Raw genomic sequence first — 22,236 nt, 5'->3', positions numbered from 1 at the left:
GCAACAATAAAAACCCGATCATTTAAGAACGGGTTTTTATTTCTGTAACTGGGCTTCTAATTATTGACCTTGTGCACCATTTGATGTAACTCTGCGTATGTGGTCCTCTTCGAAGTTGTTTTTTCTCGCATCTTGCACTTTATTGTCCAATAATGCCTTTTGGTCAACTTGTTCAGATGGTGTATTGTTTTTCTTGGACACGTTAAATACCCCCTATAAAATATTTTGATACCCGCTTAGTTTGATTTATTTTAGAAAAAATAAACATGAATATTTAATGGCTGCATCTGCTCAGTACATATATACTAGTAAACTTACAGCATTAAACCAACTTGTATCCTCATGATTGTAAACTTCGTTTTTTTTAGGTTGACAAACATTTGTGTTAACCATAAAATGAAACCAGTTAACCTATTAATTTGAATTGGAGAGGTATTATGAAAGTTAAAGAGATGACTTATGTGGCTTTATTTGCAGCAGTAATGGGAGCACTTGGTCTTGTTCCTCCAATCATGCTATCTTTTACACCCGTTCCGATAACCTTGCAGACACTCGGTGTCCTTTTGGCCGGCGGTATTTTAGGCGCCAGACTTGGCGGAATCAGCATGGCAGTGTTTTTACTCTTGGTTGCTGCAGGTGCACCATTATTATCAGGAGGCCGCGGCGGCATTGGTGTATTCTTCGGGCCTAGTGCAGGGTATTTGATTTCCTATCCACTTACAGCATTTTTTATCGGGTATTTACTCTCACGCTTCAAAACGTTAAAATTAAAGAATATCCTGCTCATAAACCTGACTGTCGGCATATTCCTCATCTATCTTTTGGGAATTCCGGTACAGGCCTTTATGATGAATATTCCTTTGTCTGATGCGATTAAATTAAGCTTGGTTTATATTCCGGGAGATGTGTTAAAAGCGACGCTCGCTTCTTTCCTGGTATTCCGGCTGCTTAAGCATCCGATTATAAATAAGCAATTTTCTAAATCTCTGGAGACACTATAAGGTGTCTCCTTTTCCATAAGGAGAGGACAACCCGTTGACGAATATTACAGCAAATATTAAAAAACTCGCCGAAGAATCTCCAAATAAAGCAGCAATCATCTCGAAAAGCCAAACTTTAAGCTATAAAGAATGGAGCTCTTATCTCTGCAAAACCGCTAACTGGCTTCACTCTTTATCTGTAACCAATAAAACTGCAGCAATCCTGCTGCCAAATGGAATTCCTTTTCTGCAATTATTCACAGGTGCCTCCATGGCTGGATGGACAGCTGTACCTTTCGACTTAAAATGGAAGGCCGAAGAACTTAAGCAGCGGATTGAAATATCCAACCCTTCTATCGTGATCACAGGTAAAGAATACTATGATCAGATTGCCAGCCTGCACCCTTTCGTGCTTATCTGGGAGGATGCCATGGAGGAAATCTGCGGTCAAAGCACTTCGTTTCACATCGATTCAGAAAGGAACCGCCCATTTTATATGGGATTTACTTCAGGCACGACCGGCATCCCAAAAGCATTTATCCGCTCCCATAGATCCTGGGCAGCAAGCTTCAAGGTGAACCATCACGATTTTAAGATGAATGAGAAGGAACACGTCCTGATTCCCGGGGCACTTATCCACTCTCATTTTTTGTATGGCGCGGTAAGTACGCTTTGTACGGGCGGAACGGTTCACCTGCTCGAGAAATTCAGTGCAGCCCAGGTTCTCTCATGTATCGAGGAGCAGCCCATCAGCACACTTTATACAGTTCCGACCATGGTTTCAGCTATTTTAAGAGAAAAAAGAATCATAGAGAAGCCTATAAAAATCTTTTCCTCAGGTGCGAAATGGGATGAAACTTCGAAGCTGGAAATCAGCAAAATATTCCCCCAGCTCTCCATGATCGAATTTTATGGAGCCAGTGAATTGAGCTATGTAACATTTCTTGCGGATGAGGATATAGCAGGATCAGTCGGAAAGCCCTGCCATGGTGTTGAAATCGAAATTAGAGGAACAGACGGCCGGAAACTCGCTCCTTATGAAATTGGCAAAATATTTGTCAGAAGCGAACTTATTTTCGATGGATACCTTTCAAATGAAACAATCCATTCCATACAGGATCAGGATGGATGGGCCACCGTTGATGATATGGGCTATGTTGATGATAAAGGATATTTATACATCAGCGGACGCGAAAAGAACATGATATTATATGGAGCTATTAATATCTTTCCTGAAGAAATTGAGAAAGTGATCAGTCTGCACCCGGATGTCGAGGAGGTTGCTGTGATAGGACTGGAAGATCAATATTGGGGGCAAATTGCAGCTGCAGTCATCAAAGGCAAAACAGATGCCCTTGAGTTAAAGCGCCTATGTAAAAAACATTTAGCCTCATATAAGGTTCCCCGCAGATGGATTTTCACTGAAGAAATGCCCTACACAGCCGGCGGAAAAATTGCCCGTGCCCAGCTGAAGGAATCTTTCGAAAGAAAGGTGATTAGCCATTAAGAAAGCAGTGATTGTACTGGCAAAAAGAACACCTATTGGAAAAGTAAATGGGATGCTTAAGGACTATGAGCCCCATGAACTTGCTGCCCCGCTTCTGAATTATCTTGCTGAAGGAATTGAAGATAAAATTGATGATGTCATTTTGGGCAATGTCGTAGGACCTGGCGGGAATGTAGCCCGCTTGTCAGCATTAGAAGCAGGACTCCCTTTGTCTGTTCCGGGCTTAACCCTGGACAGGCAATGCAGTGCGGGTCTTGAAGCCATTCGATTGGCATGCTATTACATCCAGGGAGGTGCCGGGACTTGTTATATAGCGGGCGGTACCGAAAGTGCCAGCACCTCGCCCTTTTCCAAAAGGGCCCGCTTCTCCCCGGAAAAAATAGGAGACCCCGATATGGGTGCGGCAGCGGAAAATGTAGCCGAGAAATACAACATATCAAGGGAAAGTCAGGATACATATGCACAATTGAGCTATGAACGGAGCTGGGAAGCTTTCGAAAAGGGACTGCTGGCCGAAGAAATGATCCCAATTGGAAGACATCTGCATGATGAAGAGTTTTTTAGAAAAAGAAAAATGGAAACTCTTCTTAAACGTGCAAAGCCTATATTTAAAAAGGATGGCACTGTAACAGCAGCTAACAGCTGCGGAATCCATGATGGGGCAGCTGCTGTGCTGGTGATGGAGGAAGAAACAGCAATAAAAAACGGCTACAGGCCCATTCTGCGTTTTGCCGATAGTGCAGTAGCAGGTGTACATCCCAACTTTCCGGGATCTGCGCCTGTCCCAGCCATACAAGCTATCCTTGAAAGAAATTATTTAACAATTGACGATATTGATTTAATCGAAATTAATGAAGCATTTGCATCAAAAATAGCAGCATGCGCCAATGAGCTTTCCATTCCTTATGAAATACTGAATGTTAAAGGAGGTGCTCTAACAATCGGCCACCCTTATGGAGCTTCAGGAGCTGTGATGATTACAAAATTATTTTATGAAGTCCAAAGAAGACCTCCTTCCAAATATGTATTAGCTGCGATTGGAAGCGGAGGCGGCGTCGGTGCTGCCGTATTGTTTGAAGGGGTATGATAAAACTGTAAGCTTGCCTGGAGTAGTGTTATTCCAGGTTTTTTTGTATAATCACCGGAAATTCGACACATTCGCACAAAGATAGCAAATGCTAGCATATTGATATTCTACATATATCAACTGATATCATCATGATAAACGTTTATTTTCTCTATTAATGTAAAATCATGCTGTTTCCTCAGCTGCCTTGATTATTACATAGGCGCCAAGAGAGGCACCAATGAATTCCAGCCATCCTCCTGCAGCCAGAAGCAGTCTTTTTTGGATACTCTCTTCATCTTCTATTAGAATTCCTATAGCGTCGAGGATGGCCGATACGGAAATTAATGAGTAGCCCAGAGTCTCGAGATTGCTGAGTATATTATTTTCCGAGTTTGCAACTCCCGCAGCTTCCAAAGCTGCCCCCATCGATTGAATGGTACTGCCCAGTGAATTAAAGCCTGCCACAGAAACTAATGGATTTTGTATTTCGATATTGTTTGCGGCAGTGTTGATGGAATTGCCGCTTGCCTGGGTAAAGCTCCCGATAATTCCATATAGATTTGCAGCTTCTTCATTTCCTTCAGCTGCACTTATCCTTCCAAATCCCTGCAGGCTATTGCCAACCGCCTGGACTCCGTTACCGTCCCGGATTAATTTTTTGTTCAAATTGTTTTCATCTGGCTTCATGGTTTCACCAATCGCAGAAATAAATGTGCCCGCAACCAAAAAATAAGCTCCGATTGTTAATAGCTCATCTCCTTCTAGATACATGATTACCCCTCTCTAAAGAAGTTCTTCATTTAGCCACACAGAAGTTTTTGAGTCAGGTTCATTGTTTTCTTCACTGCTATCAGAAGAAATCTCCTGATTTTCCTCCTGAAGCTGGCCGATTACTGATAAAACAGAGCCGACTGCCTGAATCCAGCTTCCAACGGCTATAATGTTATTTGCGCTTTCTCCCGAATCTCCCCGCTCTTTTTCCCTGAGATTTATCGTGCCTCCATATGCCTGAAGGGAGTTGCCAATTGATTGAAGCAAGTTTCCATTAATATTAAAAAGCTGTCCGGCTGCAGTGGGATCTTCAAATTCATCTCCAAGTGCTGCGGCGCCGCCAAGAGCCTGAAGCCAATTCCCTGCGATCACTAATTTATCCTCATTGTCTTCCTTTAAATCCAAAGTTAATCCGGCAATGACTATACTATTTCCGATTGCCTGTATCTCATTGCCGACCTTTTCAAGTGATGGCCCGCTTTGCCCATCCGCCTGAAGAGCGTTACCTGTTCCTTGGAGGCTGTTTCCCACGATATCAAGCCCATCAAAAAGTTTTTCCATTTTTTTTGACTTTACGGGTATGGTTGAGACAGCTGAAATGATCGTTCCGATCGCAGCTAAAGTGGCTCCGACGATCTCTTTTAGTTGATTGTCCATAACATACTCCTTAGCTGACGTATGTTAAATTATATTCAATTCATAAATAAGGGGTACGGAGTTGCGGAAATGACAGGAAGCAGTGCCGGGGTCCAAGCATGTAAACTGGGGTTTGATATCCAAGGAAACATCGAGCCAAAGTGCTTCGTGCCGGCTCCTCCGTGTTTTATGCTTTAGCTCCTTCATGTTCTTTTCTTTCTTTGGAGGAAAAATATTCATCTTAGAGTATTATCATTAATCCTTCCCATTGCGATGGTGCTGTAATAGTTGCCATCAGACAGCTGCTTATCCATTTTTAATATTCCTTCTATTTCAAAGCCATTTTGCTCATACAGCTTTATCGCTTTCTCGTTTGTTTCAAGAACATTTAAAGTAATCTTCTTAATATGATTAGAGTCCGCCCATTGAATAGATTGTGCTAATAGGTTTTTTCCAATAGCAAAGCCCCAGAATTCCTTGAGAACACATACACCAAATTCAACTTTATGACCGCTTCTTTTCAGTTCGCTGCCTTCACATCTGGAGAAGCCGGCAATTTTACCATTCACTTCAGCAACCAGGAATATATTCCGGCTACTCATGGAATCTTTATTAATTAACTCTTTAAAACCTGTTTCATCTATAAATGCTTCGCCTGCTTCCCGGTCCATATTCTCCGTTTCGCCATCAATCTGCACCCTTACTTTAGAAAGTTCCTTTGCATCTTCCTCGACTGCAGATCTAATAATGTAGTTCAGATTATTAACTATGTGTTCTTTTGATTTTATTATCATAAAAGTTCCCTTTCTCACTTGATAAATAATTCTATCATGAACTTGAGTATGCTAAAATTAAACAATTCCACAAAAAAGAGCCTATTCCTCCTCCATAAAAGAATGGCTCAAACAGACATTTATTTGTTGATAACAAGCAATGATTTTTCAAATACTTCAATCTTATCGATATCAAATTCATGAAGGTTAATACAGTCTTTGTATTCAGGTTCTTCCGATTCGTCACCAACCCAGCAGGTATACAGTTCACAATAATCCCCTGATGCAAGGTGCTGATCTAAAAAAGCACATAGCAATTTGAAAATTTGCTGCCCTTCTTCATGCCCTTTTGGATAGTCTTTTTTGTAGTATTTATTAAACCAAATGCTGCCGTGTTGACTAGAGGATACCTCGTAGATATATTTTGCTGACAGATGTTTATGTACCTCTGCCCTCATATCTTCATCTGAGAAGAAATCACCTATTATGATCTCATCATCACTCTCAGGATCACTGACTGGCAGTAGAACATTACAGCCAAGATAATTAACGATGCTCATTTTCTAACTCCTATTATATGGAGTGGCTTCTATTTTTCCCGAATCAATGCTCGCCTTCAGTATAAATTTGAAAATTCACTCCGAATTTGTCGATAACGCTGCCATATGAAGGGCTGAAAAATGTTTCCTGAAGAGGCATCGTCACTTGCCCGCCCTGCTGCAGAGCTTCAAAGAATTTCTTCGATTTTTGAGAATCTGATGTAGAGAGGCAAATGGTCACCTGATTGCCTATTTGATGATTCTGGCCAGGGAATGTATCACTAAACATGATTTCATTCTCCCCAACCTTTACCGTTGCATGCATAATGCGGTTCTTTGCTTCATCAGGAAGTGGATATTCAGGGTTTTCCGGCCCTTCCTCAAATGTTTGCTTATACAGAACTTCCGCTTCTAGCGCTTCTCTGTAAAATTCAATCGCTTCATTCGCATTTCCGTCCATCACTAAATAAGGAATTACTTTAACTGTCATTCTAATCAGCTCCCCTAATTTTTTCATTTTTCTTAACATTTATTACAAATTTAATTTTACTACAAAGAACATACGTTCGCAACTATTATTTGAAAAAATAAATATAATCGGTCTATTTTTATCACTAAGCCTATATTTTATAGGAAAGGTGCAATAACTTGTACCACATTCCATAGAAAAAAGGTGTGATGAGAATGTTTACGGTGTATTATCTTGATGGGAGAAATGTTTTATTAAATCAGCTTCGCAAAAGTGTCCCAAATCAAGGCGAAGAGGTTAAAATCAAAGGACGCAAAGGCAAAGTGACCAGCGTAACGGCAGTCGCGGAAAGTAAAATCCATGTGCAAGTAGAGCTCGAAAGTGTAAATAAAGCAAAGCTTGCAGCAGAAGATGATAAAAAGAAAAAGAAAAAACGATGAGAAAAACCCGCACCAGCTGCGGGTTTTTCTCATTAGTGCAATGTTCCTCTGATTTCCTGCATTTTTTTCCGAACTAGTGGATATAAATTATTCTTAGCGCTTGCAGTAGAATTACCGCCAAAAAATTCAGTGCCGGGACACGTTTTCACTGCATGTCCATGACTGCTATCCAGCACCCGTTCTCCGGAGTTAATATCCCACCAATGATGATAGGTGATGCTGTCAATGGATGGCGCAAGGCCATATTTCAGCATCAGGAGAGCTGTGACTGTCACGATCGTTTCTTTTTGTTCAGCAGTCATATGATTATCATCAAAATTCCCGAGATTTTCAATCGCTATCGCATCCGCTTCGATCTTGTGCATAGCTTCTTTATTCTGCAGTCCGAATGATCCTTCCGGCGCTATATCGAACGGCCTTCCCACAGCCACCTTTCCATCCGGGAAAGTGGTCAGCTGCTGGCTGATCATACTCCACTTCATCCCGGTTACATGATACTCTTCCATACCCTTCATTAAAGCAAAATGATTTGAGCCATTGAACTGTTTGTAAGATGGCTGATAGGTATGATGCTGCTGAACTTTGGCCACTTTTCTCGTAAATTTCTGATTGAATATCCAATCCCGGAATTCCTCTCTCGTCATGAGGACGAACTTTCCATCCATGGCTAATTTCTTAGGAACAATTTTTAATTTTTGCCCTGCATTCAAGCCGTCGGCAGATAGCCCATTAGCTTCTTTAATAATCGGCACGGCGGAATCGAATTTTCCCGCCAGCTTCCAGAGTGTATCCCCGCGTGCCACTTTGTACATGATTGGAACACGGAGCTTTTGTCCTATTAAAAGTCTGTCTGACTGCAAGCCGTTATATTGCTTTAAGTCCCCTGCTGTTGATCCATATTTTTTTGCAATCATTGTCAGGGTATCCCCCTGCTTTACCTCATAAATATTGCGGGGATTGTTTTCGGCGTGTACAGATGTCCAATTGAATTGCCAGATTAATGAAAGAGTGATGACTAGAAAAATGCATTTTTTCATTCTCGGTGTCCTTTCCATTCGTTTTTATTATTTTTATATAACTAAAGGAATTTATCCTTACTTTTTGGCATGACTAAGAATTCTGCAGGGTATTTTCGATAGCAGGGAAAATTTAAAAAAAGAATGCAAGGTGTGGATTACATGAAAAATCAATACTTCTCAGAGGTTTGTGTACCGATTCAGATTCCATTTGGATTCAGGCAAGCAGAAAAAGAGCACTTAGATTTTACTTTCGACCGTGAAGACCGCTTTACTGATTTCCAGATTGAAAAAGATGGACAGGATTATGATGTCAGCCTGGATAACAATGGGCAGTGGTATTTTTTCACTTCATTAGTTTGTGATTCACTCGATGGCTTAAGCTTTGAAGACAAATATTCAGGCCGCCGTATTTGAGAAATGAGGAATTTCCGCTAGTGGATATCATGGAGAATGTAAATATCAAGCCTCTATATGAAGGACATGATAAAGCATATGCCCACGCTTTGGGTATATCAGAAAACCTGTCTTCTGTTCCCGCATTTCGGCAGGCCAGACTGGCCAATTATGATGGCTCGGATGATCCCACGATTATTTAAAAAATCCATTATATTCAAAATGAATATAACGGTAAGAGTACAAGGTTTATTTCAGGCTTTGAAACCCGTCTTTTGCGACCACCACGGAAAATGATTACTACGCAAGGGAAATTCACCTGCCCCATAATGCAAGAACTTATTTAAAACTGTTTGTTTACTTTTCGAGATATGGCACTCTTCCTTCACAGCAGATAATGCCGCGATTCCTGGCGAAATTGTGGGCGTCTGCACAGAGTTTGAATACTGCAGCCAATCCTGCCCTCTATAAAGAAGAATATATTGAACCATAAAAGGGCAGCTGCACTAAAATGGCAGCCTCCCTTAATTAGCCGGATGTACCCATTTCTTTTATTGAGACGTTAATGCTGAAATCAACCGGTATTTCGCTAAAGGTTTCATCCCAATTATCTTTAACTTTATTCCATACCTGAGGATAGCTGATTTGAAGGCTTCTTCCAAATCCCAGCACATCCATTTTATACTCACCCTGCGTTTTCTCCAGTACACTTTTCACCAAACGCTCAATTTCTTTTTCTGTAGCTTTTTCCGCCCTTTTCATGTATTTGCTGTCAAATGCTTTTCCACCGATATCCCAATGCTCCCCTATACGCCCTTCAGTTTCAATTTTAACCGTGAAAGAAATCGAATCTCCTTTTACAGAAGGTTTTATTTTACTTTTCATCGACAAACTCTCATATACAATTGGCTGACTTGCTTCTTCATCAGAGCTCCTTACTAGCCCGCCTTTCCCTTCTCCTTTTATCCAGGTTACTCCTTCAGTTTCCGTATCATTTAAGAATGCGCGGAGGGTTTTCGTATTACCGTCAATCATTGCAGCACCTGTAAGTTTTCTATCGTTATTATCAGTCGCAACTGTCTGTATTAAAAAGCTATTTCCTGAATTCAGCTGCCCTTCTATTTTAGCGATTGGCGTGGGAGTCAGGATTTTCGTAGTCCGTTCCATACCTTGTATCATTTCGACAAGCTGGATTGCAGGAATTACAGTTGGTTCAGCAGATTCCAGAGTTTTACTTGCACTGCCTTTGGCAATAACAATTAGCGTGCTTGGTCGCATCTCCTGTTCTCTGCGAAAAAAATCCAAAACCTGTTTAAGATTGTAGCCGCGGGCAAGTTCCTCCCCTATAACGACTACTTTGGCATGTTCACCAAAAGCACGCTTGTCAATCCGCAGAATCATATTTCTCAGCGCAGGGAGAACCGCATCTCCTGTTTCCGTAATATTTTTATAAGCTCTTACCTGTGATTGCCCGCCATTGGTTGCATTATTGGCTGTCTCTGCCGTAATAAGCTGATTCGTTAGTCTGAAGATATTCCCGTTGGCAATTCCGCTTTCCCAATCATCTGCTTCCCCTTCTGTTTCCAAATCAATTGCCGTTCCTATTATCAGTCCAAGTTCCTCGATTTCTTTGCTGCTCCAGCAGCCGGATAAAGATATAACCGCCAGTATAATAATTAGGACATTCTGAGTCAGTTTCATGCTTTAGCACCCTTTATTTTTGAAATGATTAGCAATGCCAGGGGCAGAACACCAAATAAAAATAATGCTGAAAATCCGATCATGTCCCCCATTGCAAACACTTCATTCATATTTGCAGGAATCATGCCTATCAGATAGATAACAGGCAGCAAGCCAAACTGAAATGGGCCGATCTTCTTTCTAAAAATTTGAGAAAGGCCCAGCGAAGCCGCATAAAAGGTGATGGTAAAGGTAGTAAAGATTTGCATAATCCAAATTGTCAGCAATAAAGACTCGAATCTTTCAAAAATGAGCCCTTGAATTTCAAAGCTCCTGATCAAATCAATTGTGGGCCAGGTTTTCGTTAAAACGCCATCCACAGACAGCCCTCCTATAACCATCACCACCGTGATCAAATAAAAGCACATCGAAGTTCCTGTGCCAATCAAAACTACTTTCACTGCCTGGGCAGGCTTATCCATAACAGCCACAATAATAAGCATAATCTCTATTCCTAAAAAAGCGACAACGGTTGTACTCACCCCTTTTATTATAGGAGTAATTCCCGAGCCCAGTACCGGACGGAGATTATCAAGTTCAAAGATTCCAATACTCATGCTTATGACAATCAGAAAGATGATTACGGTAATTGGAAGAATCAATTCAAATAAACGGGCAATTGGATCAATACCGCCGCCGATCAGATAAAGGCCTATCCACATAAAAGGCATAATGATCGCCCAAATAGGGGTGCCTTCAAGCAAAAATAGACTTGTTACTTCTGAAAGTACCCTTATTTCATAGGCAGCAAGGCTAAAGAAATAAATAATAATAATCAAGCCGATGAAACTGCCTGCCCATTTGCCTGCAATTTCCTGACTGTATTTATAAATAGTCCTGCCGGGATACCTTTGGCTAAGCTTTACGATTATTACCCCTGCCCCCATTGCAAATAGACCACCAAGAATTACTGTTATCCAAACATCAGGCGACTCCAATTTTTCTGCAGAGGATCGCGGTAAAGTAAGTATGCCTGCAGCTAGAATATAATTAACCAGGATGACAGCTGCTTGAGGACTTGAAAGCTTTTCCTTTGAACCAATTTTCAAGCGGATAACCTCCTGTGAAATAGTCTATCCTTTCCGGGTGGGATCTTTCGGGTGCATCATACTTGGTCTTTGTTTCAAGACCTTTAAAGGGAACCGTACTATAAAGTCTTTCCAGTCACTCAGACGGTATGGGACTGCCAGGCTAATATAGGGTACGCCAAAGCTTTTAAGCTTGACTAAATGACTGCTGAGAAAAAGGAAAAATAAAATAACTCCATATAATCCAAAAACAGCAGCAAAAAACATGCAGGCAAAACGAAGATAACGCAGAGAAATCCCCAAGCTATATTCAGGAATAGCAAAAGATGAAATGGCTGTAACCGCAACAACTATGACCATAATTGGACTGACTATTCCAGCTGAAACTGCTGCCTCACCAATAATTAAAGCTCCGACAATCCCGATTGCCGGTCCAATTGGCTTAGGCAGCCTCAAACCCGCCTCACGGAGTATTTCAATTGCCACTTCCATAATCAGAGCTTCTATTATAGAAGGAAAAGGTACCCCGTCCCTGGTGCCAATAATGGACATCGCTAATTTCGTCGGGATCAAGCCCTGATGGAACGAAACAAATGAGATGTAGAGCGCTGGACCAAAAAGTGAAATAAAGATTGCAAGAAAACGCAATAATCGAATAAGCGAGCCTGAATACCAACGTTCATAATAATCCTCAGATGCTTGCACCATCATGCTGAATGTTACTGGAACAAGGAGTGCAAAAGGAGTGCCATCCAGGAGAATGGCCACCCGCCCTTCCATTAAAGCAGCATTTACTCTATCTGGACGCTCAGTATTCTGCGCTTGTGGAAAAGGACTCATATAATTATCCTCGATAAGCTGTTCAACATATCCAGATTCCATCACATTATCGATGTCAATTTTCTGAATTCTGGACATAACATCCTCAACTATTGCAGGATTAGCAATATCTTCAATATAAGCTACAATAAGGTCTTTTTTAGAGCGCTTTCCGACTATAAACTTAGAAAATATCAGTTTTTCTGTTCCGCCGTTTCTCCTTAAGAGAGCTGTATTATCGCTGATATTTTCTGTGAAGCCCTCACGTGGTCCTCTGACAGCCTGCTCGGAAACAGGCTCTTCAATATTCCTTGTTTTCCCATTTGCAATACCCAATATAAGCATTTCAGAGGCTCCGTCGAGGAGCAGTACAGCTGATCCCTTTAAAATTTTCGGCACCGTATCTTTTATCATGGAGGCAGTATAGATTTCACCAAGGGACAGAATATGATTTTTTATAAAATCGACTGTAAATTTGTATTCTGCCTCGTGTCTTCCATAACCCTTTGCACCTGTAAAATCCTGCATTAACGACTTCATGATATGTTTATCAATCAGTTCTTTATCCGAAAGGCCCTCAACATAGATTAGTACTGCCCGTATACTCGTTAGCCCAATATTAAACTCCCTAAAATGAACGTCCGAATTATGTCCGATTTCCTTTTTAAATAGTTGAATATCCCTTTGAATTTCACCGGTTAGTTCATAAGGGCCTTCATCCTCATTCCGATTTACATGTTTCATGGTATTGGTTTTTAAAGGTTTTTTGTTTATTTGGGACATTTTCATTTTTCAGGAACCCTCCTTTGAGGGTCCGATTTTGTGAAAAAACCTAAAAATCCCTAACGGTATAATGATCACTGCAAAACTCTGCAAGAAAATTTCCAAATCAGGCAGATGGGAAACGATGGCTTTCCACATTTTATTCACCCTTTAAATAAGCTAAAATCATGTTTCTGCTGTGATTAGGCTTCCACTTCTTACATACAAACATCCATTCAAATACCATATTTAAAGAAATTTTTATAGAGTTCCCGATGCAGTCTTTTATTTTTTTCAGGTAAGCGTATCAATTCCGCCACAAAGAGTCATTTTCCGACCTTTCAGCGCAAGAAAAGTCTAATCCTGCGCTTTCCCGAGAAATACAAAAAGCGGAATCGCCTTTCGCACTCCCAAAAAGCAAGGATTTACTTGTTACCTTGAGGGGGCAGGCTGCTTCCGCTAGACCGTTATTGACGTTTAAGACTTTAACAAATTTTAAATAAAAAAAAGCGGGGAATAATTTCCCCGCTCATTTGCCGTCTGTAATTTCTTTAAATATTTCATATGAACGTTTTTGTTTTTCTTCATCATAGATATAAGAAACCGCCATGATTTCGTCGACATTGTACATATCCTGGAACTGCTCCAGCTGCCCCCTGACTGTTTCTTTGCTCCCCATAAAGGTCACGCTTGACATTCCCTCTGCCGCTTCCTTCTCCATTGGGTTCCAGATCGAATCCAGATCCTTGACTGGCGGGCTCAATTTCATGGAAGTCCCTCTGACAACATTCAAGAAGAACTGCTTCATTGTGGTTGATAAGAATTCGGCTTCCTCATCGGTTTCCGCTGCAATGACATTTAAGCATACCATCATATATGGTTTTTCGAGGTACTTCGAAGGCTTAAAGTTGGCACGGTAGATCCGGATGGCATCCTCCATCCATCTTGGAGCAAAGTGTGAGGCAAATACATAAGGAAGCCCCAGCTCAGCAGCCAAATAGGCAGAATCTGTCGAAGAGCCAAGAATATAAATCGGAATATTAGTTTCCACTCCCGGATGTGCTTTTACATAGCTTTGCTCCTCTAATGGACCAAAGTATGCCAGCAGCTGCTTAACATCGTCCGGGAATGTATAAACAGAATCATTTTTCGAGCGGCGAAGCGCATTAGCCGTCATCATATCCGTTCCAGGCGCCCTTCCGAGACCAAGGTCGACACGATCCGGATAAATGGTCGCCATCGTTCCGAATTGCTCAGCAACAACTAATGGTGCATGGTTCGGCAGCATAATTCCGCCAGAGCCAACGCGAATGGTTTTTGTATGTTCCAATACATGTTTTATTAAAATTGCAGTGGCAGAACTGACCAGTGTTGGCGTATTATGATGCTCCGCTATCCAATAGCGTTTGTAGCCCATCTCCTCTGTTGCCTGAGCCAGATCGGCAAGATCCTCGATCGCCTGCCTGCTGTCCTTCCCTTCTCGTATCGGGGCAAGGTTCAAAACAGAAACAGGTATTTGTATATTAGTCATTTTATAATCTCCTTCATGAAGAATTGATTTTATTTTAACAACCGAAATAAATTTAGCAAAATATAATGCTTAGTGTGAGCAAAATTATAGAGGAGAATTTATTAAGTTTTGAAATTATAGAGGTTAAGAGCGATTTTCTTTCGATTTTTGTAAGAAAGCCTTATTTTATAAGCGAAATCGTTTTGATGTCCAATCTCAGCTTTTACCCCAACAGAAGGAAGAAAAAACCAGCCTCCTTCTAAAGGGACTGGTTCTCAACTCACTTTTAGCGGTTCTTCGTTTTCAGCACAACCACTGTTCTTTGCTGGTTTCTGTTTATTCAAAGCCAGCAGCAGAATCATGCCAAAGATACAGGCAGTACCCGCCCATTGGAACATGCCGAATGGTTCATTCAGCCACATAACGGTAGTAAATACTGCCGCGAGGGGCTCCAGGCTGCTTAGAAGACTGGTTTCCGTTGGAGAAAGGGTTTGGAGACTTTCAATATAAAACCAGAATGCGAGCATCGTTCCAAATATAATGACAAAAAACAAGTACAGTCCAGCTTCAGCCGTTAACCTGCCGAAATCCATTTGCCATGGAGGATGGATTAAACTCAATGCAGATCCGCCAATGACCATCGCCCATCCAACCACGACAAGGGAATCATATTCCTTCAGCAGCGGGATGGCATACAAAGTATAAAACGCGAGTGCCACACCAGATAGAACACCCCACACAATAGCAGGTGCCGGTACGGACAGCTGAGAAACGGAACTGTTAGTCAATAGAAAGAAGCATCCTGCCAGGGCAAGGGAAACCGTTACAAAATCCTGTCTCGAAAATACCGATTGTTTCCGCAGAACCAGGTAAATAATAATCATAGCCGGTGCCAGATATTGAAGCAATGTGGCAACAGCCGCATTGCCATGATGAATAGAAGCCATATAGGTATACTGCACAGCCAGCATTCCTGCGAGGCCAAAAATTAAGAGCATGATGGCCGCCCTTTTATTCTTCCAGACTCCAAATACCTGTGAGCGGTCTTTCATTAAAAATTGTACGGCTAACAGAAGAATGCCCGCTGTCAGAAGCCGGGCAGTTACTAGCCAATCAACAGAGATTCCAAATTCCTGAAAAAGCTTTTGAGCAACTGTTCCGCCAACACCCCAAAATGAAGCTCCAAAAATAACAAGCAATAAACCCGTGCTCCTTGAACGTCCATTCATGTTAAATTCCACCCTTAAATATAATAATAGTGTTATAATAATCCAAATCCTGTGATAAATATAGCTAAATATAATAAAAAAATATAACGATATTGAGGTGTCTTTTTTGCAGATTAAAGATTTTAAAGTGGATAAAAGCCTGAAAGAACTGACGAGACACAGGACGGTGGTGTTGCCGGTAGCCTGCTACGAAACGAAGATTGGAGATAATATCCAAGGCAAAATCCCTTTACACTGGCATGAGGAGATTCAATTTATCCTTACTGTAAAAGGTGAAGCTATGGTCCATATCAATGAAGAAAAATTGGCGGTAAAAGAAGGAGACGGCATTTTCATCAATAGCGGGTGTCTTCATTCCGCCGAGGATGTTAGCGGAGATTGCGTCTATATTTGTTTAAATGTCTCCCCTCATTTCCTGCTTCCGCAGGAATTATTCAGCAGCTATATTTATCCATACATATCAGCAACAAACCTTTCTTACATATCCCTGAACCCCAGAGAGGAATGGGGGAAAAACATATTAGACAGCATCATGGAAATTAAGAAATTGATTAATGAGATTTCTCCATTTTATGAGATTAACATAACCAGTCTGCTGACATTTATCTGGCAGCAGTTAATCAGGAACGGCTTCCAATTGGAATTCAGCCAGGCTGAAGTTGAAAAGCATATGCGGATGAAGGAAATGCTGAATTGGATCCATCAGCATTTCGCAGAAAAAATCACTCTTGGGGATATTGCCAAAGCCGGCAGACTGAGCAATTCAGAATGCTGCAGATACTTTAAAAAAATCTTAAAGACGACACCCATTAACTATTTGATTCATTATCGCATACAAAAAAGTCTCCCCCTGCTTCAAGAGAGAGACTCGAATGTAACAGAAGTTGCCTTTAAAGTAGGATTCAACAGCAGCAGTTACTTTATTGAAAAATTCCGCAAGTCTATGAATATGACTCCTTTAGCGTATAAAAAGAATCGAAATTAATTGCAGCACATTAGGAAATGGCCATTGATTGTCCGAACTGTTCCTGCTCATGGGCTGAAATGTATGTGTTTATTTCTATGGTCCGGCTGTCTTTATTCAGAAAATACTCTTTCAGGTTTCCCTGAAAAACAACCTGGAAATCTTCCATTTCCATAAACTCATGCGGTATAACCAGCGAGGCTGGTTTAGTAAAATGAACAATCTCACACCTCTGTAAGACAGTTGCTACAAATTGGGAGCAGAAAAAAGCATTATTTCTGGAGAGTTGTTTATTAAACATGATTGCAAAAAGCCCAAGCAGATTATAGCTGTAATCGTCTTTCTCAGATTCTATCTTATTTATGAATGCTTTAAGCTTGTTCTGCTGTGCATCTGTAACAGAGCAGCTAATGACTGTACATCTTGAATCACTAAAAAATTCTCCTCGTATATTTTCTTTAACAAAACCGCCTATGAATGGATTTTTCGCCGTTTTTCTGCCAAAGCTGTAAACTTCTTTTAATTCAGGATCGAGTGAGATAGAAGCATGATTATACGGCTTTTTTGTGTAAAGCTTAATAAGCCGTGTAAATAACGTTCCGGTATCCGTAAGGAGTATATAGATTTTTTGATTAGACATAACGTATCTCCTTATCAAAAATATGATTATATTTTTATAATAAGGAAACACGGTCCTTAGATTAAGAAGCCTGCGCTGTATATGCTTATAGGACTTGAGACTTAAGGTTATTAATTTTCATACATAGCTCTTTTAGATAAAAATAAATATAGATGTAGGAAAATGAAGTGAATTCCTAGAACTTTATCCAATGAGCATGAATATGGAGGGTGAGTGTATTGGAACAGACTATTTTTGACCATATGGAAACAGTGCGGGGCATTACTGAAAAATCGTTCAAGCGGATTCCTGAAGAAATGGCAGATATCATTCCAGAAGGGTTTAACAATAGTATCCGCTGGAACTTTGGGCATATTGCATTTGTGCAGGAAAAGCTTGTCTTTGGGATATCAGGTGAAGAAATGAACGTCCCGATGAACTATGAACGGTTATTTGGCGCTGGAACTAAGCCTGCCGATTGGACCGAACCACCGCCTTCTTTCGACGAAATTGCATCTGTCTTAAATGAACAAAAACAAAGAATAAAGACATTTCTTCGTGGGCGTATGGAGCAAAAACTGCCAAGTCCCTTTACAAACCGCGGCGGCATTACTTTCTACACAACCGGAGAAGCTTATTTATTCGGCTTTTATCATGAAGCGATGCACATGGAAACGATTAAACAGATTTATCGTTCTATTACAAGGTAGATTCATATATATGGGACTGCCGTTATAGCAATAATCCAGCAAACTGTTAGGACTTGTTTGCTGGATTTCTTTATTTTCGGCCCGAAGACGCATCAACTTCGGACTTCTTCTCTCCCTTTTTCGCTTCTTCTGTCCGAACTCGCACCAACTTCGGACTCTTTCTCTTCCTTTTTCGCTTTTCCTGTCCGAAGACGCACCAACTTCGGACTCCTTCTCTCCCTTTTTCGCTTTTCCTGTCCGAAGTCGCACCAACTTCGGACTCTTTCTCTCCCTTTTTCGCTTCTTCTGTCCGAAGTCGCACCAACTTCGGACTCCTTCTCTCCCTTTTTCGCTTTTCCTGTCCGAACTCGCACCAACTTCGGACTCCTTCTCTCCCTTTTTCGCTTCTTCTGTCCGATGCCGCATCAACTTTCCCCCTCAACGGTTCAATGATTACATTGATTGAATTGAAAAATCTTTCGGTGCTGCCAATAAAAAAAGGCATGCCCAAAAGGACATACCTCCATCTCATTCCGGCATATTCAATCTCGGAAAAAAGTTATAAACCATAAAAACACCAAATAAACCAAAAAATAATGCTCCTAAAATGGATCCCTCTACCAGGGCTGCAATTCCGAATGCGATGGCAATCAAACCAATCCATGCTGCAAATGAAGAAATGGTGTAATGATAAATTCCGCCGATAAATGTCAGCGTCCTGCCCAGAAACTGTCCTTCGCTGCCAGCTCTCTTAACTTCCACAAGTGTTAAAATAAAGCTCCAAAGCAGCAGCAAAGGGATTCCCCACAAGAATATAAACCCGAATACTTCCATGCTTATCCTCCAAGAATTATTCCATAAACCTCATCAAATCCCCATGTACAATGTCATCAGACAGCCTTAGCTCTTTTCTCGAGATATCCATTAACGGTTCACAGCTATTAATATCTGTTTCTTCTTCCGATTTGCTATTGAAGCATTTACCGGCTTTATAAAAATAGTCTTTAGCTATAAAGCTTCCATCCCGAAAAATAACTGGATGATGGGGATCCCTTGTAAAAAGGTTATGCCCGAAGCTGAAGTTATCCTCAGCACTAATGCCGAGCAGATGAAGGATCGTTGCCCTGATATCGATTTCCCCGCCAATATTCGAAAACGTTTTGCCTTCCACACCAGGTACATGGATAATCAGCGGCACACTCTGCAGCTGCATGCGATTAACAATGGTATCTTCCTGTCCCAGCAGCTCCAGAACGCCATGTTCATATTTGTCCGAGATGCCATAATGGTCGCCGTATAATACAAACATCGTATTTTCATAAAGTCCGCTTGCTTTTAAATCCTGGAAAAATGTTTTAATGGCTTCATCCTGATATCTAACGGTTGTCACATAGCGGTTGACAACCATTTCACTCGTGCTGGCCTCAGGAATGAACTGATCTTCCTCCTCCAGCAAAAATGGGAAATGGTTTGTCAATGTGATAAACCTGGCATAGAAAGGCTTTTGCAGTTTCTCCAGATGCTGAATGGACTGCTGGAAGAATGGGATATCTTTTATGCCGTAGTTCACTGAGTTCTCTTCTGTGACCACATAATCGGCTTTTGAAAAATAACGATTATACCCCAGAGAATCATACATGGCCTCCCGATTCCAGAACGAAGCGTCATTCCCATGGAAAACAGCTGAGTAATACTTCTCATCAGATAGAATATGCGGCAGGCTTCGATAAGCGTTTTCCGTTTTTCTGACAAACGCCGATCCGCTGGATAATGGATAAAGGCCTGTATCGATCATGAATTCCGAGTCGGATGTTTTCCCCTGTGCTGTCTGATCATAGACACGGCTGAAATAAAAGCTGTCTTCAATCAGAGAATTAAGGAATGGCGTTATTTCCTGGCCATTCACCTTCTGATTGATAACAAAATTCTGGGTGGACTCCATACTGATCAGAACGACATTCATTCCTTTTGCCGCACCAAAGTAATCTGATGGCTTATCTTCTTGAGATTGGACATACTCCGCTGAGGCTTCTGCGTCAGATGGACTGGCAAAAGCGCGATTGAGCGGGTATGATGCAGCGATGCCAATATCATAGAGATGATACTGATACAAGCCAATATGCTTAACAAGCTGCTGGCGATTATATGATTCCGAAAATAAATGAGGCACTTTCACCATGCCGAGAACGATGGTCATGAATACAAATAACACACTGACAGCCGTGTAAAATCCCTTTGATTTTGCTGTGATTTGCTCATGTACTGACTTCCGTTTTATATATAAAAGCCAAAAAACGGCCAGATCAGCAAATAACAGAAGATCCCAAGGGCTAATCAATTCAAGTGTACTCGGTCCAATCCCTCCGACATTTTTAAACTGAAAAAGAATCGGAACGGTTACAAAATCAGTATAAAAACGATAATAAAGCAGATCCCCAAAAAGAATGCCGGTCAAAATGACCATCGTTGCAAAAATGGCTGCCGGTTTCACCTTTCGCTTAAAATAAATATTAATTCCAAGAATGACCATTATGGCCCCAATCGGGCTTAAAATCATAAATAAAATATCAGTCCAGTTCTCCGGATGCAGATTAAATCCGATAAAGGATACAATGACCGTTTTAATCCAGATTAAAATGACGGCAAACCAAATGGGTGAAAGCCTTTTAAATAACTTCATAATCATACCGCTTTTCATATTGTTTTTCTAAAATACCTGCCAGCATTTCGAGTGATGCCCTGACCTTCTGCTCTTCCTGTGCCCCCATTAGAGCCACCTGAACCCAGTTTCTCTCAAGCAGGTACCCGCTTTCATAGCTTAGAAGAATTCCTTTCTGTTTGCATGTGTCGCCAAATTCCCTGCTGGAAATGCTCAGCGGCAAACTGATAGTCAGGATGCCAGGGGAATAATCATCGTCTCCCAGAACAGAAAATCCGCTGTCTTTCAGCCTCATCCTTGCTTTTCCAGACAAAAGCTTTAATTTCTCATAATCTATCAGCTTTATACTCTCTTTTAATGCGTAGACCAGATTGGACGAATGGGTGTATGGAATGCTTTGGTTTTCTTCGTACATCTTTAAGTCCAAGTATCTTGGAACTGCACTGTTCCCTTTAATTTTGTCACGATGGAATACGATTGCCAAACCCGGATAGGAACCAAATCCCTTTCCGCTGACGGTCGATGCAAAATATATATTCTTAAGATTCAACGGCAAAATTCCGGCCGTGCTGCATGCATCCACGCAAAGCTCGGCACCATGCTCCCCGCAAATCTCCTGAATGCCGCTAATATCGAATACATACCCAGTTGAAGTTTCACAATGCACGGTCCACACCCATTTTATGGAGGGGTTTTCTTTCAGCATGCAGGCTATTTCCTCGTGGGTAATCGGTTCATTCCACTCTCTTTCAATCGTTTGAAAAGATAATTGAAACCTTCTTGCATGATCTATGAGACGAAAGCCAAATTCGCCATTGGCCAGGATCAGCCCATCCCCTTCGATGTTTTTCAGCTGTGCTGCCACAAGATCATTGGAAAGTGTTCCCGTGCCAACAACAACTTCAGCATGTGAGGCATCTGTCATCTTGCATAATTGAGAACGCAAGTCTTTTAAACCGCTGATAAAATCATGATTGCGATGAGATACGGCTTCTTTTGAAAAAGCCCTTTTCACTTTTGCATGAATGGGCACCGGACCCGGCAAAAAGGAATGCTGATCGGCGGGCACTGAATTTCTGGCCATTAAGCGTTCAAATGCTTTCGTTGAACGTTCGAAATTCTCTTTTGTTAAATACATGGGCTGAAACTGGGCTCCTTCCTCTCCTGTCAGAGGACCAAAAGGCAGAAATCCCATCCGCTTATACAATTTCAGCTGTCTGACCGTACCCGATATCAGCGCCATCGTATAATTTTTTTCGAGGCAATGCTCTACAAGCTTTTCACAAAGCTGATAAAAAACACGGGTGCTGCGAAACTCTTTTTTGACTGACAGCAAGCGGATCTCACAAAATTCTCCCTTAACAGGCAAGTATTCTTCGAGATTAGGAAGCTTATAATCAAGCGAAAATGGCCTTTTGGCACGGATCGCGATCATTCCGGCAACTTCCTCGCCAGCCTTGGCAATGACATATGTATTTTCTTCATGAAATTTATCAATTAAATGCTGATCATCATTTTGCTTATGCTGAGGAATTTCTTCCACAAATGTCTGGTAGTTCAGCTGATGAATTTGTTTAAATTCATTAAGTTCGGTTGCGATTTTGCAGATAATATTCACAGT

At 41.3% G+C, this 22,236-nt stretch carries 25 protein-coding genes; 8 read left to right on the top strand and 17 right to left on the bottom strand.

Translation table 11 applies throughout. The annotated features are described in order from the left end of the window. Positions 1-60 precede the first annotated feature (60 nt). The gene (locus NR125_RS13935; RefSeq protein ID WP_198286707.1) at positions 61-201 is read right to left on the bottom strand and encodes a hypothetical protein; all 141 of its coding nucleotides are present in this window, start codon (positions 199-201) and stop codon (positions 61-63) included. A 236-nt stretch (positions 202-437) separates the two neighbouring features. Between NR125_RS13935 and NR125_RS13930 the strand changes: the two genes are divergently transcribed. Genes NR125_RS13930 through NR125_RS13920 form a run of 3 tightly spaced genes read left to right on the top strand, consistent with a single transcriptional unit; the run spans position 438 to position 3,574 of the window. Further along, a complete protein-coding gene (locus NR125_RS13930; RefSeq protein WP_019381312.1) occupies positions 438-1,001 on the top strand; it encodes a biotin transporter BioY in 564 nt (187 codons plus the stop codon). A 34-nt stretch (positions 1,002-1,035) separates the two neighbouring features. Continuing rightward, entirely contained in the window at positions 1,036-2,487 is a 1,452-nt protein-coding gene (locus NR125_RS13925; protein ID WP_217028357.1) for an AMP-binding protein, read from the top strand. Next, on the top strand, positions 2,483-3,574 hold the full coding sequence (locus tag NR125_RS13920) for an acetyl-CoA C-acyltransferase (RefSeq protein ID WP_256815529.1): 1,092 nt from the start codon (positions 2,483-2,485) through the stop codon (positions 3,572-3,574). Before NR125_RS13925 ends, NR125_RS13920 begins: the two co-directional genes overlap by 5 nt. A gap of 165 nt (positions 3,575-3,739) precedes the next feature. On the opposite strand, the gene NR125_RS13915 is transcribed toward NR125_RS13920, so the two are convergent. The 5 genes from NR125_RS13915 to NR125_RS13895 all read right to left on the bottom strand — a co-directional run bounded on the left by NR125_RS13915 (position 3,740) and on the right by NR125_RS13895 (position 6,765). Beyond that, positions 3,740-4,327 carry a DUF6944 family repetitive protein gene (locus NR125_RS13915; protein WP_009334272.1) on the bottom strand — a complete coding sequence of 196 codons (588 nt, stop codon included), beginning with the start codon at positions 4,325-4,327 and terminating at the stop codon, positions 3,740-3,742. 12 nt (positions 4,328-4,339) lie between these two features. Next, positions 4,340-4,984 (bottom strand): DUF6944 family repetitive protein, encoded by a 645-nt coding sequence (locus tag NR125_RS13910; RefSeq protein ID WP_009334271.1) that lies wholly within the window; start codon positions 4,982-4,984, stop codon positions 4,340-4,342. A gap of 215 nt (positions 4,985-5,199) precedes the next feature. Beyond that, positions 5,200-5,757 carry a GNAT family N-acetyltransferase gene (locus NR125_RS13905; protein WP_019381308.1) on the bottom strand — a complete coding sequence of 186 codons (558 nt, stop codon included), beginning with the start codon at positions 5,755-5,757 and terminating at the stop codon, positions 5,200-5,202. A gap of 119 nt (positions 5,758-5,876) precedes the next feature. Continuing rightward, entirely contained in the window at positions 5,877-6,296 is a 420-nt protein-coding gene (locus tag NR125_RS13900; protein ID WP_009334270.1) for a hypothetical protein, read from the bottom strand. 43 nt (positions 6,297-6,339) lie between these two features. Beyond that, entirely contained in the window at positions 6,340-6,765 is a 426-nt protein-coding gene (locus NR125_RS13895) for a VOC family protein (protein WP_019381306.1), read from the bottom strand. Positions 6,766-6,959: 194 nt separating this feature from the next. On the opposite strand from NR125_RS13895, the gene NR125_RS13890 reads away from it, so the two are divergent. After that, positions 6,960-7,184 (top strand): hypothetical protein, encoded by a 225-nt coding sequence (locus NR125_RS13890; protein ID WP_009334268.1) that lies wholly within the window; start codon positions 6,960-6,962, stop codon positions 7,182-7,184. Positions 7,185-7,216: 32 nt separating this feature from the next. On the opposite strand, the gene NR125_RS13885 is transcribed toward NR125_RS13890, so the two are convergent. Then, positions 7,217-8,221: a LysM peptidoglycan-binding domain-containing protein gene (locus NR125_RS13885; RefSeq protein ID WP_083805701.1), complete on the bottom strand. Its 1,005-nt coding sequence runs from the start codon at positions 8,219-8,221 to the stop codon at positions 7,217-7,219. Between the two features lie 141 nt (positions 8,222-8,362). Between NR125_RS13885 and NR125_RS13880 the strand changes: the two genes are divergently transcribed. Then, entirely contained in the window at positions 8,363-8,617 is a 255-nt protein-coding gene (locus tag NR125_RS13880; RefSeq protein ID WP_256815510.1) for a hypothetical protein, read from the top strand. Between the two features lie 29 nt (positions 8,618-8,646). After that, positions 8,647-8,799 (top strand): hypothetical protein, encoded by a 153-nt coding sequence (locus NR125_RS13875; RefSeq protein WP_198286706.1) that lies wholly within the window; start codon positions 8,647-8,649, stop codon positions 8,797-8,799. A gap of 325 nt (positions 8,800-9,124) precedes the next feature. Here NR125_RS13875 and NR125_RS13870 read toward each other — a convergent pair whose 3' ends face one another. From NR125_RS13870 to NR125_RS13850, 5 genes are all read right to left on the bottom strand, one after another. Continuing rightward, entirely contained in the window at positions 9,125-10,297 is a 1,173-nt protein-coding gene (locus NR125_RS13870) for a Ger(x)C family spore germination protein (protein ID WP_009334264.1), read from the bottom strand. Next, on the bottom strand, positions 10,294-11,385 hold the full coding sequence (locus NR125_RS13865; protein ID WP_009334263.1) for a spore germination protein: 1,092 nt from the start codon (positions 11,383-11,385) through the stop codon (positions 10,294-10,296). Before NR125_RS13865 ends, NR125_RS13870 begins: the two co-directional genes overlap by 4 nt. A gap of 24 nt (positions 11,386-11,409) precedes the next feature. Then, positions 11,410-12,972 (bottom strand): spore germination protein, encoded by a 1,563-nt coding sequence (locus NR125_RS13860; RefSeq protein WP_009334262.1) that lies wholly within the window; start codon positions 12,970-12,972, stop codon positions 11,410-11,412. 502 nt (positions 12,973-13,474) lie between these two features. After that, on the bottom strand, positions 13,475-14,476 hold the full coding sequence (locus tag NR125_RS13855; RefSeq protein WP_009334261.1) for an LLM class flavin-dependent oxidoreductase: 1,002 nt from the start codon (positions 14,474-14,476) through the stop codon (positions 13,475-13,477). A gap of 254 nt (positions 14,477-14,730) precedes the next feature. After that, positions 14,731-15,684, bottom strand: coding sequence for an EamA family transporter (locus NR125_RS13850; RefSeq protein WP_009334260.1), 954 nt, complete (start codon positions 15,682-15,684; stop codon positions 14,731-14,733). 106 nt (positions 15,685-15,790) lie between these two features. Between NR125_RS13850 and NR125_RS13845 the strand changes: the two genes are divergently transcribed. After that, positions 15,791-16,669, top strand: coding sequence for an AraC family transcriptional regulator (locus tag NR125_RS13845; RefSeq protein WP_009334259.1), 879 nt, complete (start codon positions 15,791-15,793; stop codon positions 16,667-16,669). A gap of 10 nt (positions 16,670-16,679) precedes the next feature. Here NR125_RS13845 and NR125_RS13840 read toward each other — a convergent pair whose 3' ends face one another. Beyond that, the gene (locus NR125_RS13840; RefSeq protein WP_256815508.1) at positions 16,680-17,288 is read right to left on the bottom strand and encodes a hypothetical protein; all 609 of its coding nucleotides are present in this window, start codon (positions 17,286-17,288) and stop codon (positions 16,680-16,682) included. Between the two features lie 218 nt (positions 17,289-17,506). Between NR125_RS13840 and NR125_RS13835 the strand changes: the two genes are divergently transcribed. Continuing rightward, positions 17,507-17,977, top strand: a complete 471-nt coding sequence (locus NR125_RS13835) for a DinB family protein (protein WP_071157694.1) — start codon at positions 17,507-17,509, stop codon at positions 17,975-17,977. 70 nt (positions 17,978-18,047) lie between these two features. Here the strand turns inward: NR125_RS13835 and NR125_RS13830 are convergent, their stop codons facing one another. Genes NR125_RS13830 through NR125_RS13815 form a run of 4 tightly spaced genes read right to left on the bottom strand, consistent with a single transcriptional unit; the run spans position 18,048 to position 22,233 of the window. Further along, positions 18,048-18,467 carry a hypothetical protein gene (locus NR125_RS13830; protein ID WP_071157692.1) on the bottom strand — a complete coding sequence of 140 codons (420 nt, stop codon included), beginning with the start codon at positions 18,465-18,467 and terminating at the stop codon, positions 18,048-18,050. A gap of 17 nt (positions 18,468-18,484) precedes the next feature. Further along, a complete protein-coding gene (locus NR125_RS13825; RefSeq protein ID WP_009334256.1) occupies positions 18,485-18,790 on the bottom strand; it encodes a hypothetical protein in 306 nt (101 codons plus the stop codon). Positions 18,791-18,806: 16 nt separating this feature from the next. Further along, complete coding sequence (locus NR125_RS13820) at positions 18,807-20,636, bottom strand: LTA synthase family protein (protein WP_071157690.1); 1,830 nt, start codon at positions 20,634-20,636, stop codon at positions 18,807-18,809. After that, a complete protein-coding gene (locus NR125_RS13815; RefSeq protein WP_256815506.1) occupies positions 20,623-22,233 on the bottom strand; it encodes an aminotransferase class V-fold PLP-dependent enzyme in 1,611 nt (536 codons plus the stop codon). Before NR125_RS13815 ends, NR125_RS13820 begins: the two co-directional genes overlap by 14 nt. Positions 22,234-22,236: the final 3 nt, after the last annotated feature.

Origin of the sequence: Cytobacillus sp. Bac17, from assembly GCF_024519925.1 — a bacterium.
Lineage (GTDB): Bacteria > Bacillota > Bacilli > Bacillales > Cytobacillaceae > Cytobacillus > Cytobacillus pseudoceanisediminis.
Note: the sequence above shows the minus strand (reverse complement) of the source record. Positions and strands in the feature narration are given on the sequence as shown.

What these genes read in the sequence shown, in the direction of transcription:
- NR125_RS13890 (WP_009334268.1), top strand. Translation starts at nt 6,960, where the DNA reads ATGTTTACGGTGTATTATCTTGATGGGAGAAATGTTTTATTAAATCAG.
- NR125_RS13875 (WP_198286706.1), top strand. Translation starts at nt 8,647, where the DNA reads ATGGAGAATGTAAATATCAAGCCTCTATATGAAGGACATGATAAAGCA.
- NR125_RS13860 (WP_009334262.1), bottom strand. Translation starts at nt 12,972, where the DNA reads ATGAAAATGTCCCAAATAAACAAAAAACCTTTAAAAACCAATACCATG.
- NR125_RS13915 (WP_009334272.1), bottom strand. Translation starts at nt 4,327, where the DNA reads ATGTATCTAGAAGGAGATGAGCTATTAACAATCGGAGCTTATTTTTTG.
- NR125_RS13885 (WP_083805701.1), bottom strand. Translation starts at nt 8,221, where the DNA reads ATGAAAAAATGCATTTTTCTAGTCATCACTCTTTCATTAATCTGGCAA.
- NR125_RS13880 (WP_256815510.1), top strand. Translation starts at nt 8,363, where the DNA reads ATGAAAAATCAATACTTCTCAGAGGTTTGTGTACCGATTCAGATTCCA.
- NR125_RS13910 (WP_009334271.1), bottom strand. Translation starts at nt 4,984, where the DNA reads ATGGACAATCAACTAAAAGAGATCGTCGGAGCCACTTTAGCTGCGATC.
- NR125_RS13840 (WP_256815508.1), bottom strand. Translation starts at nt 17,288, where the DNA reads ATGTCTAATCAAAAAATCTATATACTCCTTACGGATACCGGAACGTTA.
- NR125_RS13895 (WP_019381306.1), bottom strand. Translation starts at nt 6,765, where the DNA reads ATGACAGTTAAAGTAATTCCTTATTTAGTGATGGACGGAAATGCGAAT.
- NR125_RS13870 (WP_009334264.1), bottom strand. Translation starts at nt 10,297, where the DNA reads ATGAAACTGACTCAGAATGTCCTAATTATTATACTGGCGGTTATATCT.
- NR125_RS13900 (WP_009334270.1), bottom strand. Translation starts at nt 6,296, where the DNA reads ATGAGCATCGTTAATTATCTTGGCTGTAATGTTCTACTGCCAGTCAGT.
- NR125_RS13930 (WP_019381312.1), top strand. Translation starts at nt 438, where the DNA reads ATGAAAGTTAAAGAGATGACTTATGTGGCTTTATTTGCAGCAGTAATG.
- NR125_RS13855 (WP_009334261.1), bottom strand. Translation starts at nt 14,476, where the DNA reads ATGACTAATATACAAATACCTGTTTCTGTTTTGAACCTTGCCCCGATA.
- NR125_RS13905 (WP_019381308.1), bottom strand. Translation starts at nt 5,757, where the DNA reads ATGATAATAAAATCAAAAGAACACATAGTTAATAATCTGAACTACATT.
- NR125_RS13820 (WP_071157690.1), bottom strand. Translation starts at nt 20,636, where the DNA reads ATGAAGTTATTTAAAAGGCTTTCACCCATTTGGTTTGCCGTCATTTTA.
- NR125_RS13850 (WP_009334260.1), bottom strand. Translation starts at nt 15,684, where the DNA reads ATGAATGGACGTTCAAGGAGCACGGGTTTATTGCTTGTTATTTTTGGA.
- NR125_RS13825 (WP_009334256.1), bottom strand. Translation starts at nt 18,790, where the DNA reads ATGGAAGTATTCGGGTTTATATTCTTGTGGGGAATCCCTTTGCTGCTG.